12 protein-coding genes and 3 pseudogenes are annotated in these 15,701 nt (G+C 50.7%); 12 read left to right on the top strand and 3 right to left on the bottom strand.

Annotated elements, in window-relative coordinates; translation table 11 throughout:
* On the bottom strand, nt 1-54 hold a 54-nt coding region (locus ACJHWT_RS23910; protein WP_129692851.1), incomplete at its 3' end, for an IS1 family transposase.
* A 355-nt stretch (nt 55-409) separates the two neighbouring features.
* Here ACJHWT_RS23910 and sitA point away from each other — a divergent pair.
* From sitA to sitD, 4 genes are read left to right on the top strand one after another with little or no spacing between them, the layout of a single operon-like run.
* Entirely contained in the window at nt 410-1,324 is a 915-nt protein-coding gene (gene sitA, locus ACJHWT_RS23905) for an iron/manganese ABC transporter substrate-binding protein SitA (protein WP_000949004.1), read from the top strand.
* Nucleotides 1,324-2,151: an iron/manganese ABC transporter ATP-binding protein SitB gene (sitB, locus tag ACJHWT_RS23900; RefSeq protein ID WP_000983710.1), complete on the top strand. Its 828-nt coding sequence runs from the start codon at nt 1,324-1,326 to the stop codon at nt 2,149-2,151. The genes sitA and sitB overlap by 1 nt, the downstream gene beginning before the upstream one ends.
* Nucleotides 2,148-3,005, top strand: a complete 858-nt coding sequence (gene sitC / locus ACJHWT_RS23895; protein ID WP_001101723.1) for an iron/manganese ABC transporter permease subunit SitC — start codon at nt 2,148-2,150, stop codon at nt 3,003-3,005. Before sitB ends, sitC begins: the two co-directional genes overlap by 4 nt.
* Complete coding sequence (gene sitD / locus ACJHWT_RS23890) at nt 3,002-3,859, top strand: iron/manganese ABC transporter permease subunit SitD (protein ID WP_000968139.1); 858 nt, start codon at nt 3,002-3,004, stop codon at nt 3,857-3,859. The genes sitC and sitD overlap by 4 nt, the downstream gene beginning before the upstream one ends.
* A 233-nt stretch (nt 3,860-4,092) precedes the next feature.
* On the opposite strand, the pseudogene ACJHWT_RS23885 reads toward sitD, so the two are convergent.
* Nucleotides 4,093-4,341: pseudogene (locus tag ACJHWT_RS23885) on the bottom strand (Tn3 family transposase); the annotation flags it as partial.
* A 6-nt stretch (nt 4,342-4,347) separates the two neighbouring features.
* Here ACJHWT_RS23885 and ACJHWT_RS23880 point away from each other — a divergent pair.
* Together ACJHWT_RS23880 and crcB are read left to right on the top strand one after the other, a co-directional pair.
* Nucleotides 4,348-4,761 (top strand): annotated as a pseudogene (locus tag ACJHWT_RS23880) (phosphopyruvate hydratase); the annotation flags it as partial.
* Nucleotides 4,762-5,101: 340 nt separating this feature from the next.
* Nucleotides 5,102-5,482: a fluoride efflux transporter CrcB gene (gene crcB, locus ACJHWT_RS23875; RefSeq protein ID WP_001318207.1), complete on the top strand. Its 381-nt coding sequence runs from the start codon at nt 5,102-5,104 to the stop codon at nt 5,480-5,482.
* 379 nt (nt 5,483-5,861) lie between these two features.
* Here the strand turns inward: crcB and ACJHWT_RS23870 are convergent, their stop codons facing one another.
* Nucleotides 5,862-7,055 carry an MFS transporter gene (locus ACJHWT_RS23870; RefSeq protein ID WP_000095526.1) on the bottom strand — a complete coding sequence of 398 codons (1,194 nt, stop codon included), beginning with the start codon at nt 7,053-7,055 and terminating at the stop codon, nt 5,862-5,864.
* A 135-nt stretch (nt 7,056-7,190) separates the two neighbouring features.
* On the opposite strand from ACJHWT_RS23870, the gene iucA reads away from it, so the two are divergent.
* The 6 genes and pseudogenes from iucA to ACJHWT_RS23840 all read left to right on the top strand — a co-directional run.
* Nucleotides 7,191-8,915, top strand: a complete 1,725-nt coding sequence (iucA, locus tag ACJHWT_RS23865) for an aerobactin synthase IucA (RefSeq protein ID WP_000602863.1) — start codon at nt 7,191-7,193, stop codon at nt 8,913-8,915.
* On the top strand, nt 8,916-9,863 hold the full coding sequence (iucB, locus tag ACJHWT_RS23860; protein WP_000011910.1) for a N(6)-hydroxylysine O-acetyltransferase IucB: 948 nt from the start codon (nt 8,916-8,918) through the stop codon (nt 9,861-9,863).
* Nucleotides 9,863-11,605 (top strand): NIS family aerobactin synthetase IucC, encoded by a 1,743-nt coding sequence (iucC, locus tag ACJHWT_RS23855; RefSeq protein ID WP_001015721.1) that lies wholly within the window; start codon nt 9,863-9,865, stop codon nt 11,603-11,605. Before iucB ends, iucC begins: the two co-directional genes overlap by 1 nt.
* Nucleotides 11,602-12,935 (top strand): annotated as a pseudogene (iucD, locus tag ACJHWT_RS23850) (NADPH-dependent L-lysine N(6)-monooxygenase IucD). The gene iucC and the pseudogene iucD overlap by 4 nt, the downstream one beginning before the upstream one ends.
* Before the next feature lie 25 nt (nt 12,936-12,960).
* On the top strand, nt 12,961-15,162 hold the full coding sequence (iutA, locus tag ACJHWT_RS23845) for a ferric aerobactin receptor IutA (RefSeq protein WP_000973520.1): 2,202 nt from the start codon (nt 12,961-12,963) through the stop codon (nt 15,160-15,162).
* Nucleotides 15,163-15,646: 484 nt separating this feature from the next.
* Nucleotides 15,647-15,701, top strand: a 55-nt coding sequence (locus tag ACJHWT_RS23840) for an IS1 family transposase (RefSeq protein WP_129692851.1), incomplete at its 3' end; no start/stop codon positions are given.

Raw genomic sequence — 15,701 nt, 5'->3', positions numbered from 1 at the left:
CACCACCCCGTCAGTAGCTGAACAGGAGGGACAGCTGATAGAAACAGAAGCCACTGGAGCACCTCAAAAACACCATCATACACTAAATCAGTAAGTTGGCAGCATCACCGATCCCTTCATTTAGTGACTGCCCCTGGGTTTTTCATGCTCTCCTGCGTCCTAGAGAACTTGCCAATAACCTACATTATTTTTGCTTTGCCATTACCAATCGTCCTGAACAAGTTCATTTTAAAGCCAAAGCGCTGCCCAACTTTTATCCTCAATACCACATCGTCAGCAGGAAATAACCTAATCCCTGTGTTGGGATCTTATAATCGCTAATGATAATTATTTACATTTTATAGCTTCTGCTATAAAACATAGTAGTTGCTATGTTTATTCTAATTTTGCTCACTATAGGTACTAAATCATGCTCTCAATAAAAAAAGTAACCATGCTCTTGGGGTGCCTAGTCCTCACCTGCTCGATAGCATTTCAGGCGAGTGCAGCTGAAAAATTCAAGGTCATTACAACTTTTACCATCATCGCAGATATGGCCAAAAACGTGGCTGGAGATGCTGCAGAAGTCTCATCCATAACCAAGCCTGGTGCAGAAATTCATGAGTATCAGCCTACCCCTGGCGATATTAAACGTGCGCAGGGGGCACAACTGATTCTCGCCAATGGTATGAATCTGGAATTGTGGTTCCAACGCTTTTACCAGCATCTCAATGGGGTTCCAGAAGTAATTGTCTCTTCGGGTGTGACGCCAGTAGGGATCACCGAAGGGCCCTATGAGGGCAAACCTAACCCCCATGCCTGGATGTCGCCAGATAATGCTCTGATTTACGTCGATAATATTCGTGATGCGTTTATAAAATACGATCCGGCAAATGCACAAACCTACCAACGTAATGCCGATACTTATAAAGCCAAGATTACCCAAACCCTTGCCCCCCTGCGTAAGCAGATTGCGGAACTCCCTGAGAATCAGCGATGGATGGTCACCAGTGAAGGGGCTTTTTCTTATCTCGCACGCGATTTGGGGCTAAAAGAGCTTTATCTGTGGCCGATTAATGCCGATCAACAAGGAACACCGCAGCAGGTACGTAAGGTTGTTGATATAGTTAAGAAAAATCATATCCCGGCAGTCTTTAGCGAGAGTACGATTTCCGATAAACCAGCGCGTCAGGTTGCGCGTGAAACCGGCGCGCACTACGGTGGTGTGCTCTATGTCGATTCCCTGAGCACAGAAAACGGCCCGGTACCTACGTATATCGACCTTCTGAAGGTTACTACCAGTACGCTGGTACAGGGAATTAAAGCCGGAAAAAGGGAGAAATAATGATGCAATCTGCAGGCATTGTCGTTAATGATGTTACTGTCACCTGGCGTAACGGGCACACAGCACTGCGCGATGCATCCTTCACAGTACCAGGCGGATCTATTGCCGCTCTGGTTGGGGTAAACGGTTCCGGAAAATCGACGTTGTTTAAAGCGATTATGGGATTTGTGCGTCTGACCAGCGGGAAGATATCTGTTCTGGGTATTCCCACACGACAGGCGCTACAGAAAAACCTGGTTGCCTACGTCCCTCAGTCAGAAGAGGTTGACTGGTCATTTCCTGTACTGGTGGAAGATGTGGTGATGATGGGCCGCTATGGGCATATGGGTATGTTGCGTATCGCCAAAAAGAGGGATCGTCAGATTGTCACCGATGCGCTGGAACGTGTCGATATGGTGGATTTTCGCCATCGACAAATCGGCGAGCTTTCCGGTGGACAAAAGAAACGCGTCTTTCTGGCGAGAGCGATTGCACAGCAGGGTGATGTGATCCTGCTGGATGAACCTTTTACCGGCGTTGATGTGAAAACCGAAGCGAAAATCATCAGCCTGTTGAGGGAGTTACGCGCGGAAGGCAAAACGATGCTTGTCTCAACGCACAATCTCGGATCCGTCACGACATTTTGCGATTATACGGTCATGGTCAAAGGCACCGTCCTGGCAAGCGGGCCGACAGACACCACTTTTACAGCCGAGAACCTGGAGCTGGCTTTTAGCGGCGTACTGCGCCATGTCACACTTAACGGCTCGGAAGAAAGCATTATTACTGACGATGAACGCCCTTTTGTGGCACATCGACCGTCAGCGGTGCAGAGGGAAGAAAGATGAACGTGCTACTGGAACCCTTCAGCTATGAATATATGCTCAATGCGATGTGGGTCTCGGCGATGGTCGGCGGTCTCTGCGCTTTCCTGTCATGCTATCTGATGCTAAAAGGCTGGTCGCTGATTGGCGATGCGCTGTCGCACTCTATTGTCCCGGGTGTTGCGGGGGCATATATGCTGGGGCTTCCGTTTTCTCTGGGAGCCTTCTTTTCCGGCGGACTGGCAGCGGGCAGCATGCTGTTTCTTAACCAACTCACTCGCTTAAAAGAAGATGCCATCATCGGCCTGATCTTCTCGTCCTTTTTTGGCCTGGGGCTGTTTATGGTGTCATTGAACCCGACATCCGTGAACATTCAGACCATCGTCCTGGGCAATATTCTGGCAATCGATCCGGCGGATATCCTGCAACTCACTATCATTGGCATTCTCTCGATCATCGTGCTTTTTTTCAAATGGAAAGATCTTATGGTGACCTTTTTCGACGAGAATCACGCCCGTGCTATTGGATTGCATCCGGGCAGATTAAAAATCCTCTTCTTCACCCTGCTGTCGGTTTCGACCGTTGCGGCGCTGCAAACGGTTGGTGCCTTTCTGGTGATCTGTCTGGTGGTGACTCCCGGTGCAACAGCATGGTTGTTAACCGATCGTTTTCCCCGCCTGCTCATGATTGCTGTAACTATTGGCAGTGTGACCAGTTTCCTCGGCGCGTGGGTCAGTTACTTTCTGGACGGCGCGACAGGTGGAATCATCGTGGTGGCGCAGACACTGCTGTTTCTTTTAGCATTTGTCTTTGCGCCCACCCATGGGCTTTTGGCAAATCGTCGGCGTGCGCATAAAGCGCTGGAGGATCGCTCATGATGGCATTATTACTGGAGCCACTGCAGTTCACCTTTATGAGTCACGCACTGCTGATTTCACTGGTAGTTTCCATACCCTGTGCGCTGCTGTCGGTCTTTCTGGTCCTGAAAAGTTGGGCACTGATGGGTGACGCGATGAGTCATGCGGTTTTTCCTGGCATCGTGCTTGCCTGGATTCTGGGGTTACCTCTGGCTACAGGGGCATTCGTCGCCGGAGTATTCTGTGCGGTGGCGACGGGATACCTGAAAGACAACAGCCGAATCAAGCAAGATACAGTGATGGGGATTGTTTTTTCTGGCATGTTTGCCGCAGGTCTGATCTTGTATATTGCAGTCAAACCAGACGTACATCTTGATCATATTCTTTTCGGCGACATGCTCGGGATAACCATCGGCGATATAATCCAGACGGTGATTATTGCCGGACTGGTTACACTTGTTATTAGCGTAAAATGGCGGGATTTTTTGCTGTTCAGCTTTGATTATCAACAGGCGCAGGCAAGCGGTTTGCATACGAGATGGCTGCATTATGGGCTGCTGTGCATGGTCTCCCTGACCATTGTGGCGACGCTGAAAGCGGTAGGTATCATTCTCTCTATTTCTCTTCTCATTGCGCCTGGTGCCATTGCGGTACTCCTGACACAACGCTTTCATATTGCGCTCCTGCTGGCGACTGGCATATCGATATTGGTCTCAATGACTGGTGTCTGGCTGTCCTTTTTTATCGACAGCGCGCCAGCTCCGACAATTGTTGTCTTATTCGCGGTCATGTTCATCATGACGTTTACCGTTACCAGCATCAACGCACGCACAAAGGAAAATGCCGAACCACGGGATTTGTTATCATCCGATTAGCAGAACACTCGGCCAGCAACATCCGCTTATTGGCGATGCGCTTGAACGAATAATGCACAGACTTATGATTCTGATAAGTTTTGTTGCCAGAGAGTTGCTGCGGACTGGATAGCAAGTAATGTCGATTCTCAGGGGTAGCAAACAGCGCAGTAAAATGAGGGAAGTAGTGGCAAAACATAGAGAAAATTGGGGGGCGAGGGCCAGTGATGTAAAAAACCACGCTAAGAGTTTAATTAATTGTTTGTATTGAAGTTTAATGATCTTAACTCACCCTTAAGAATATCTTCCGGTAACGAAGACGTATAATGCCCCAGCATATTTATATGGCTATGTATCAGCAGCGATAATCTTGCCGGATGCTACTCCTCAGGAGTTTCTCCCGATTTGCGAAGATGTGACAACGCCTCCTGCATGTAAAGTGTGTTTCACAGCACAACCGCATTGGTCACCAGCCCCAGAGCACCTAGTTGATCTTCCTGCCCTTAACGGTAGCTGAAGATGACTGGGCTGGATGGAAAATCCTGCATGGTGCATTGGGAGAGCAGATAGAATTGGTTGGCGACGATCTGTTTGTGACCAACGTAAAGTATATTCAGCGCGGCATTGACGAAAACCTTGCCAATTCAGCATTGATTAAACTCAACCAGATTGGTTCCCTGAGTGAAACCTTTGATGCGGTACAACTTTGCCATGACAACAACTGGGGCACCTTTATCTCACACCGCAGTGGTGAGACAGTGGACAGCTTTATCGCCGATATGACAGTTGCAATGCGCGCAGGTCATCTCAAAACGGGAGCTCCATGCCGGGGTGAGCGTATTGAAAAATATAACCAGCTTATGAGAATTGAGGATGAACTGGGTTCATCGGCGCAATTTGCTGGAAAGTCTGCCTTTAAATGACATTATTGTGCCAATCCCCCAGGCTTACACGTCGGGGTTATTCTGGAGGAATGATGAAAGCTCACGTTTTTGTTATTTCTATGCTTACTGGCATTGTCGTCACCTATGCCGTGTTACTTCTTGGTTGCTTGTTCATCGATAAAACGCTCCCCACTGTAGATGTTGTCATTCTGTCACTTGTCGTGGGGGCTTCTGCTCAGCAATTGTCGAGGGTATTAATGTCAATAAATAGAACCTTCCCTTATCTTGCATGTAGTCAAAGGATATAAATTAACAATATCAGTCAAATGAGAACATATTCTGATATTGTTACGATAAAAAATTATTTTATGAGGGGTACATGATTAAATCACTTTTTGCCGTCATTATCGGCGGTTCTGTTGGATGTACTCTGCGCTGGTTACTGTCCACACGCTTTAACAGTCTTTTTCCAAATCTACCTCCAGGTACACTGGTGGTGAACCTCCTTGCCGGGTTAATTATTGGTACTGCGTTGGCGTACTTTTTACGACAACCACACCTTGATCCTTTTTGGAAATTAATGATAACAACGGGACTTTGTGGAGGTCTGAGTACTTTCTCTACATTTTCTGTTGAAGTATTCGCATTACTCCAGGCGGGAAATTATATATGGGCTTTGACGTCTGTACTTGTTCACGTCATTGGCTCCCTCATCATGACAGCTTTAGGCTTTTTTATCATAACCATACTTTTCGCATGAGAATTCATTAACGTTACAGGTTTATCAACTAATGTGACGCTTAGGATAGAATTTCGCTCCATGGTATGCGTTTGCAGTCATTACAGTCTCCATGACGACTGTAATGACTGCAAACGCATTACCTGACATATCAGTATAAACAATGAATTAACCTCTTGGCGTATTTTTTACATCACTGGCCCTCACCCCCCAAAATTCTCTCTGAAAAATTGTTGCGGTTAACGTTGCCAATGTATCCACCCATTTCAGAAGACGATCTGGCATCCTGGTGGCATGCTGCGATGTGCTTCAGGTGAGTGCACTGGGCGGTCAGCACAGGCGGTTTCGACAGCGAAATTGCACAGGACGTTATGCCGGCTGTGAGTACAACATCATAGCCTTACTTGATTGTACGGTAATGCCAAATACATGCAGACACTATGGTAAATAATACAGCGGCAAATAATGCCGTCACAATCAGCGCGATTGAGACACCTGTTTTCGACGCCAGTGGCACCAACAATGCGCACAGCCCATAGCCAAGTGTGTGACTGGCCGCAAGCCAGCCCGCGCCTGCGCCGTCGGCCAGCTTATCATTCAGTAAAAGTTGATAAGCGGGTGTTGCCAGAGCGGCCCCAAATGACAGCACTGCACAGCCCAGGTAAAACAACCATAGCTGTTCAGTGAGCATGATAGCCAGACCACTACTCATCAACACCCCGGCACTCAGGAGCAGAGCCACTGGAGTCAGGCGCTGTGGACGGAGTACCACGAACTGCGCGATAAGCGCAGCTATTGCGGACAGCCCCAACAACCACGCCACCTGTTGGCTAATAGTGGTGGTATCAGTATCGAACTGGCGAGTAAGGGCTGGCGAAAGTCCAAGCTGCATCATGCTCATTGCCGCAGCCAGTAACATTGCGCAAAGCAGATAAGGCAGGCAATCCCGCTTCAGGCTGACGCTCTTGCGCTCCGGTGTGGGCTGTGGTGGTGTGCCGGGCAACCGCAGAAGCATCACCACAGCCCACACCGGAGCTGCCATCAGCATCCACACTGGCGCCAGAGGGTGAATGACCAACATTGCCGCCGCGCACAGCGGCCCGAATAGCCTGCCGCAGCTCAGGCCGGAGCTGATGGTTGCCAGAGCGGCCATGCGATTCCCTTCTCCCGCTCTCTGCAATGCCCAGACCTGACAGGCTGGCACCATTGCTGACACGGTCAGACCGTAGACGATCCGGGCGATGATTAATATTCCCAACCCCACCGCTGTTGTTACGGCACCGGTAGCCATCAGCACGCTTCCCAGCCCAAGCAGGGTAAAGCTTACGCCATATCCTCCCAGAGCCCACAGCACCACAGTCTTACTGCCAGTAAGGGAAATTTGCTTTCCCCACCATGGGGAAGATGGCAGAAACAGCATTGAGCCCAGCATCAGCAGGGCAGCCCATACAGACAGACTCAGATTTGTCTGTATGACCAGAACAGGGAGTACAACCAGCAGACCGTTCTGTCCGATACCGAGAAGACCGGCACTGAACGCCAGTGGCCAGCAGGACAGGGTTTTTTGGGGCGTATCTTCGATCTTAGATGACATTGTAATGTTTCAACACCATGTATTAATTGTGTTTATTTGTAAAATTAATTTTTCTGACAATAACATTTCTCATTGATAATGAGAATCATTATTGACATAATTGTTATTATTTTACTGTGTAGGAGCTGTTTGATTATGATCCTGCCCTCTGAAAAATCCGCCACAGATGTGGCTGCGCAGTGCTTCCTGAATGCCTTGATTCGTGAAACCAAAGACTGGCAACTGGCGGAATACCCGCCAGACGAATTGATTATCCCGCTGGACGAACAGAAGTCGCTCCATTTCAGAGTGGCTTATTTCTCCCCAACCCAGCATCACCGCTTTGCATTTCCTGCTCATCTGGTCACGGCATCAGGCAGTTATCCTGTCGACTTTACCACTCTCTCCCGGCTTATTATTGATAAGCTCCGGCATCAACTTTTTCTGCCAGTTCCCCTCTGCGAAACTTTCCACCAACGCGTGCTGGAAAGCTACGCCCATACGCAACAGACAATTGATGCCCGCCATGACTGGGCCATCCTGCGTGAAAAAGCGTTGAATTTTGGCGAGGCTGAGCAGGCACTGCTGACAGGACACGCTTTCCACCCTGCACCTAAGTCTCATGAACCGTTTAACCGCCAGGAAGCTGAACGATACCTGCCTGACATGGCACCTCACTTCCCGCTGCGGTGGTTTTCGGTGGATAAAACGCAAATCGCTGGTGAAAGTCTGCATCTTAACCTTCAACAGCGGTTGACGCGATTTGCCGCAGAAAATGCGCCCCAGTTACTCAACGAATTAAGTGACAATCAATGGCTGTTCCCGCTGCACCCGTGGCAGGGAGAATATCTTTTGCAGCAAGTGTGGTGCCAGGCACTTTTTGCTAAAGGACTTATCAGAGACTTAGGCGAGGCCGGCACGTCGTGGCTGCCGACCACCTCTTCCCGCTCCCTCTACTGTGCTACCAGCCGCGATATGATCAAGTTCTCCCTGAGCGTTCGGCTGACCAACTCCGTCCGTACTCTGTCTGTGAAAGAGGTGGAGCGAGGAATGCGCCTGGCACGTCTGGCGCAAACCGACGGCTGGCAGATGCTACAGGCCCGCTTCCCTACTTTCCGGGTAATGCAGGAGGACGGCTGGGCCGGGCTGCGCGATCTTAACGGCAACATCATGCAGGAAAGTTTGTTTTCCCTGCGTGAAAACCTGCTGCTGGAGCAGCCGCAAAGCCAGACCAACGTTCTGGTTTCCCTGACTCAGGCCGCACCGGATGGCGGTGATTCGCTGCTGGTTTCGGCGGTAAAACGCCTGAGCGATCGCCTCGGTATCACTGTGCAACAGGCCGCCCACGCATGGGTCGATGCTTACTGTCAGCAGGTGCTGAAGCCTCTGTTTACGGCTGAAGCGGATTACGGCCTGGTGCTGCTGGCGCATCAGCAAAATATTCTTGTGCAGATGCTTGGGGATCTGCCGGTCGGATTTATTTACCGTGACTGCCAGGGCAGCGCGTTTATGCCTCACGCGACAGAGTGGCTCGATACCATTGACGAGGCGCAGGCGGAAAATATTTTCACCCGTGAGCAGTTGCTGCGCTATTTCCCTTATTACCTGCTGGTTAACTCCACTTTTGCCGTAACTGCTGCGCTGGGTGCTGCCGGGCTGGACAGCGAAGCGAATCTGATGGCTCGTGTACGAACATTGCTGGCTGAAGTGCGTGACCAGGTGACTCATAAAACCTGTCTCAACTATGTTCTGGAAAGTCCGTACTGGAACGTAAAAGGTAACTTTTTCTGTTATCTGAACGATCATAACGAGAACACCATCGTTGACCCTTCGGTGATCTATTTTGATTTCGCTAACCCGCTGCAGGCTCAGGAGGTCTGAATGTCTGGGGCAAACATTGTTCACAGCGGATATGGACTGCGCTGTGAAAAACTCGACAAGCCTCTGAATCTTGGCTGGGGGCTGGACAATAGCGCGGTGTTGCACTGGCCCGGGGAGCTGCCAACAGGGTGGCTGTGCGACGCGCTGGATCAGATATTTATCGCCGCACCACAACTTTCAGCAGTGGTTCTTCCCTGGTCCGAATGGTGTGAGGAGCCACAGGCGCTGACGCTTTTCGGACAGGTACAAAGCGACATTATCCATCGTTCCGCTTTCTGGCAGTTACCGTTATGGCTGAGTTCTCCGGCAAACCGGGCCTCCGGTAAAATGGTTTTTGATGCAGAGCGTGAGATTTATTTCCCGCAGCGCCCCCCCCGTCCGCAGGGTGAAGTTTATCGTCGTTACGATCCACGCATTCGCAGGATGCTGAGTTTCCGCATTGCCGATCCCGTTTCTGATGCAGAACGTTTCACTCGCTGGATGAACGATCCGCGCGTTGAGTATTTCTGGGAGCAAAGTGGCTCACTGGAGGTACAGATCGCCTATCTGGAACGCCAGCTCACCAGTAAACATGCATTCCCGCTGATTGGTTGTTTCGACGATCGGCCGTTCAGTTATTTCGAAATCTACTGGGCGGCGGAAGACCGCATTGGTCGCCACTATTCGTGGCAGCCCTTTGACCGTGGCCTGCATCTGCTGGTTGGTGAACAGCAATGGCGCGGAGCCCACTATGTGCAAAGCTGGCTGCGCGGGGTGACACATTACCTGCTGCTGAATGAGCCACGTACGCAGCGCACAGTACTGGAGCCACGCACCGATAACCAGCGCCTGTTCCGCCATCTTGAGCCTGCGGGATACCGGACAATTAAAGAGTTCGACTTCCCACATAAACGCTCGCGCATGGTGATGGCGGATCGTCATCACTTCTTCACGGAGGTCGGTCTGTAATGAATCACAAAGACTGGGATTTGGTCAACCGCCGCCTGGTGGCAAAAATGTTGTCTGAGCTGGAGTATGAGCAGGTTTTCCACGCGGAATCTCAGGGCGATGACCGCTACTGCATTAACCTGCCGGGAGCACAATGGCGCTTCATCGCTGAACGTGGTATCTGGGGCTGGCTCTGGATTGATGCTCAAACTCTGCGCTGCGCGGACGAGCCAGTACTGGCTCAGACGCTGCTGATGCAGCTAAAGCAGGTACTGTCAATGAGCGATGCAACCGTTGCTGAGCATATGCAGGATTTGTATGCCACGCTGCTGGGCGACCTGCAACTACTGAAAGCCCGTCGCGGGCTGAGCGCCAGTGACCTGATTAATCTTAATGCCGACCGCCTGCAATGCCTGCTGAGCGGTCATCCTAAATTCGTTTTTAATAAAGGTCGCCGTGGCTGGGGTAAAGAGGCGCTGGAACGATATGCGCCAGAGTATGCCAACACCTTCAGACTGCACTGGCTGGCGGTAAAACGTGAACATATGATCTGGCGCTGTGATAACGAGATGGATATTCATCAGTTGTTGACGGCCGCAATGGATCCGCAGGAGTTTGCCCGCTTCAGTCAGGTCTGGCAGGAAAACGGACTGGATCATAACTGGCTGCCGCTGCCGGTACATCCGTGGCAGTGGCAGCAAAAAATCGCTACCGACTTCATCGCTGATTTTGCCGAAGGCAGGATGGTGTCTCTCGGCGAGTTTGGCGACCAGTGGCTCGCCCAGCAGTCGCTGCGTACCCTGACCAACGCCAGTCGCCGGGGCGGGCTGGATATCAAGCTGCCGCTGACCATCTACAACACCTCATGCTACCGGGGGATCCCTGGCAGATACATCGCTGCCGGACCACTGGCTTCACGCTGGCTACAACAGGTTTTTGCGACCGACGCCACCCTAGTGCAAAGCGGCGCAGTGATACTTGGTGAACCGGCTGCAGGCTATGTCTCCCATGAAGGCTATGCCGCGCTTGCCCGGGCTCCCTATCGCTACCAGGAAATGCTTGGTGTTATCTGGCGGGAGAATCCGTGCCGCTGGCTGAAACCGGATGAAAGTCCGGTTCTGATGGCAACACTGATGGAGTGCGACGAAAACAATCAGCCGCTGGCAGGCGCATATATAGACCGCTCCGGGCTGGACGCTGAAACCTGGCTTACGCAACTGTTCCGGGTGGTCGTGGTTCCTCTGTATCACCTGCTTTGCCGCTACGGTGTCGCGCTTATTGCACATGGACAAAATATAACTCTCGCCATGAAAGAGGGGGTTCCACAGCGTGTTCTGCTGAAAGACTTCCAGGGCGATATGCGACTGGTGAAAGAAGAGTTCCCCGAAATGGACTCTTTGCCTCAGGAGGTTCGTGATGTTACATCCCGCCTGAGTGCGGACTACTTAATCCATGATTTGCAGACGGGTCACTTCGTGACAGTACTGCGTTTTATTTCGCCACTGATGGTTCGTCTTGGCGTACCTGAAAGGCGATTTTATCAACTGCTGGCAGCAGTGTTGAGTGATTACATGAAAAAACATCCACAAATGTCAGAGCGTTTTGCGCTTTTCTCACTTTTCAGGCCACAAATCATTCGCGTGGTGCTGAACCCGGTAAAACTGACCTGGCCTGATCTGGATGGCGGCAGCCGCATGCTGCCGAATTACCTTGAGGATCTGCAAAATCCGCTGTGGCTGGTAACTCAGGAATATGAATCATGAAAAAAAGTGTCGATTTTATTGGTGTAGGGACAGGGCCATTTAATCTCAGCATTGCTGCGTTGTCACATCAGATCGAAGAACTGGACTGTCTCTTCTTTGATGAACATCCTCATTTTTCCTGGCATCCGGGTATGCTGGTACCGGATTGTCATATGCAGACCGTCTTTCTGAAAGATCTGGTCAGTGCTGTTGCACCTACAAATCCCTACAGTTTTGTTAACTATCTGGTGAAGCACAAAAAGTTCTATCGCTTCCTTACAAGCAGACTACGTACAGTATCCCGTGAAGAGTTTTCTGACTACCTCCGCTGGGCTGCTGAAGATATGAATAACCTGTATTTCAGTCATACCGTTGAAAACATTGATTTCGATAAAAAACGTCGATTGTTTCTGGTGCAAACCAGCCAGGGAGAATATTTTGCCCGCAATATCTGCCTTGGTACAGGAAAACAACCTTATTTACCACCCTGTGTGAAGCATATGACACAATCCTGTTTCCATGCCAGTGAAATGAATCTTCGTCGGCCGGACCTTAGTGGAAAACGGATAACCGTGGTTGGTGGAGGACAGAGTGGTGCAGACCTGTTCCTTAATGCATTACGCGGGGAATGGGGAGAAGCGGCGGAAATAAACTGGGTCTCCCGGCGTAATAATTTTAACGCACTGGATGAGGCTGCTTTTGCTGATGAGTATTTTACACCTGAATATATTTCAGGCTTCTCCGGACTGGAGGAAGATATTCGCCATCAGTTACTGGATGAGCAGAAAATGACATCGGATGGCATCACTGCCGATTCTTTACTGACCATTTATCGTGAGTTGTACCACCGTTTTGAAGTTCTGAGAAAACCAAGAAATATCCGTCTGCTACCCAGCCGCTCGGTAACAACTCTGGAAAGTAGTGGTCCTGGCTGGAAGTTGCTGATGGAGCATCATCTGGATCAGGGCAGGGAGAGCCTGGAAAGTGATGTGGTGATTTTCGCCACAGGTTACCGTTCTGCGTTGCCACAAATACTTCCCTCACTGATGCCCCTGATCACCATGCACGATAAGAACACCTTTAAAGTGCGTGATGACTTCACTCTGGAATGGAGTGGCCCGAAAGAGAACAACATCTTCGTGGTCAACGCCAGTATGCAAACCCATGGCATCGCCGAACCCCAGCTCAGCCTGATGGCATGGAGATCTGCACGTATTCTTAATCGCGTAATGGGACGTGATTTATTCGATCTCAGTATGCCGCCCGCCCTGATTCAGTGGCGCAGCGGCACCTAGGGAAAACGCAGCCGGAGGCTGCTTCTTTAACTCGCTACACAGCATCTTTGGGCTGATTTTTTCCGCCCGTATGGAGGAATAATGATGATAAGCAAAAAGTATACGCTTTGGGCTCTCAACCCACTGCTTCTTACCATGATGGCGCCAGCAGTCGCTCAACAAACCGATGATGAAACGTTCGTGGTGTCTGCCAACCGCAGCAATCGCACCGTAGCGGAGATGGCGCAAACCACCTGGGTTATCGAAAACGCCGAACTGGAACAGCAGATTCAGGGCGGCAAAGAGCTTAAAGACGCACTGGCTCAGCTGATCCCTGGCCTTGACGTCAGCAGCCGGAGCCGCACCAACTACGGTATGAATGTGCGTGGCCGCCCGCTGGTCGTGCTGGTTGACGGCGTGCGTCTCAACTCTTCACGTACCGACAGCCGACAACTGGACTCTATAGATCCTTTTAATATCGACCATATTGAAGTGATCTCCGGTGCGACGTCCCTGTACGGCGGCGGCAGTACCGGTGGCCTGATCAACATCGTGACCAAAAAAGGCCAGCCGGAAACCATGATGGAGTTTGAGGCTGGCACCAAAAGTGGCTTTAGCAGCAGTAAAGATCACGATGAACGCATTGCCGGAGCTGTCTCCGGCGGAAATGAGCATATCTCCGGACGTCTTTCCGTGGCATATCAGAAATTTGGCGGCTGGTTTGACGGTAACGGCGATGCCACCTTGCTTGATAACACCCAGACCGGCCTGCAGTACTCCGATCGGCTGGACATCATGGGAACTGGTACGCTGAACATCGATGAATCCCGGCAGCTTCAGTTGATCACACAGTACTATAAAAGCCAGGGCGACGACGATTACGGGCTTAATCTCGGGAAAGGCTTCTCTGCCATCAGAGGGACCAGCACGCCATTCGTCAGTAACGGGCTGAATTCCGACCGTATTCCCGGCACTGAGCGGCATTTGATCAGCCTGCAGTACTCTGACAGCGCTTTTCTGGGACAGGAGCTGGTCGGTCAGGTTTACTACCGCGATGAGTCGTTGCGATTCTACCCGTTCCCGACGGTAAATGCGAACAAACAGGTGACGGCTTTCTCTTCGTCACAGCAGGACACCGACCAGTACGGCATGAAACTGACTCTGAACAGCAAACCGATGGACGGCTGGCAAATCACCTGGGGGCTGGATGCTGATCATGAGCGCTTTACCTCCAACCAGATGTTCTTCGACCTGGCTCAGGCAAGCGCTTCCGGAGGGCTGAACAACAAGAAGATTTACACCACCGGGCGCTATCCGTCGTATGACATCACCAACCTGGCGGTCTTCCTGCAATCAGGCTATGACATCAATAATCTCTTTACCCTCAACGGTGGCGTACGCTATCAGTACACTGAAAACAAGATTGATGATTTCATCGGCTACGCGCAGCAACGGCAGATTGCCGCCGGGAAGGCTACATCCGCCGACGCCATTCCTGGCGGCTCAGTCGATTACGACAACTTCCTGTTCAACGCCGGTCTGCTGATGCACATCACCGAACGCCAGCAGGCATGGCTCAACTTCTCCCAGGGCGTGGAGCTGCCGGACCCGGGTAAATACTATGGTCGCGGCATCTATGGTGCTGCAGTGAACGGCCATCTTCCTCTAACAAAGAGTGTGAACGTCAGCGACAGCAAGCTGGAAGGCGTGAAAGTCGATTCTTATGAGCTGGGCTGGCGCTTTACTGGCAATAATCTGCGTACCCAAATCGCGGCCTACTATTCGATTTCTGATAAGAGCGTGGTGGCGAATAAAGATCTGACCATCAGCGTGGTGGACGACAAACGCCGTATTTACGGCGTGGAAGGTGCGGTGGACTACCTGATTCCTGATACTGACTGGAGTACCGGAGTGAACTTCAACGTGCTGAAAACTGAGTCGAAAGTGAACGGTACCTGGCAGAAATACGATGTGAAGACAGCAAGCCCATCAAAAGCGACAGCCTACATTGGCTGGGCACCGGACCCGTGGAGTCTGCGCGTGCAGAGCACCACCTCCTTTGACGTGAGCGACGCGCAGGGCTACAAGGTCGATGGCTATACCACCGTGGATCTGCTCGGCAGTTATCAGCTTCCGGTGGGTACACTCAGCTTCAGCATTGAAAACCTCTTCGACCGTGACTACACCACTGTCTGGGGGCAGCGTGCACCACTGTACTACAGCCCGGGTTACGGCCCAGCGTCACTGTACGACTACAAAGGCAGGGGCCGAACCTTTGGTCTGAACTACTCTGTGCTGTTCTGACCGGTATTCCTTTACAACAAAGGTACGCTGATATCAACATGGCCGCTGACAGCCAAGTTGATATCATATAATACACGACATAATCTGTAGTCAGGGAGGATAGACTCTTTACTGACTACAGATTATGTCGTGTTCCGTGCTCATTTCCTCAAAAAAATACAAGAAAAGAATTAGTATTCTAACAAAAAGTGAAATAAATTGTATCAAACTCCCTCTTTTAATCCTGTTGAGTAAATCAGCTTTTGCAATAGGATTGAAAGAGTGTAAGTGGAATCTCTTCCGGATACTCGTTACCACCGTGGCTAGAATATCTACGGCTGCGGGCCAGTAATAGATTAAGTGATAACAGCTGTCTGGAAATGTAGGGGCGTATCCACTAATCATAATCATTGTGAGATAAATATTACGGGGCATTTTATAATGAATAAAGGTGATGCTGCCAACTTACTGATTTAGTGTATGATGGTGTTTTTGAGGTGCTCCAGTGGCTTCTGTTTCTATCAGCTGTCCCTCCTGTTCAGCTACTGACGGGGTGGTGC

It is taken from the genome of Escherichia sp. WS338 (genome assembly GCF_046486405.1).
Lineage (GTDB): Bacteria > Pseudomonadota > Gammaproteobacteria > Enterobacterales > Enterobacteriaceae > Escherichia > Escherichia coli.
Note: the sequence above shows the minus strand (reverse complement) of the source record. Positions and strands in the feature narration are given on the sequence as shown.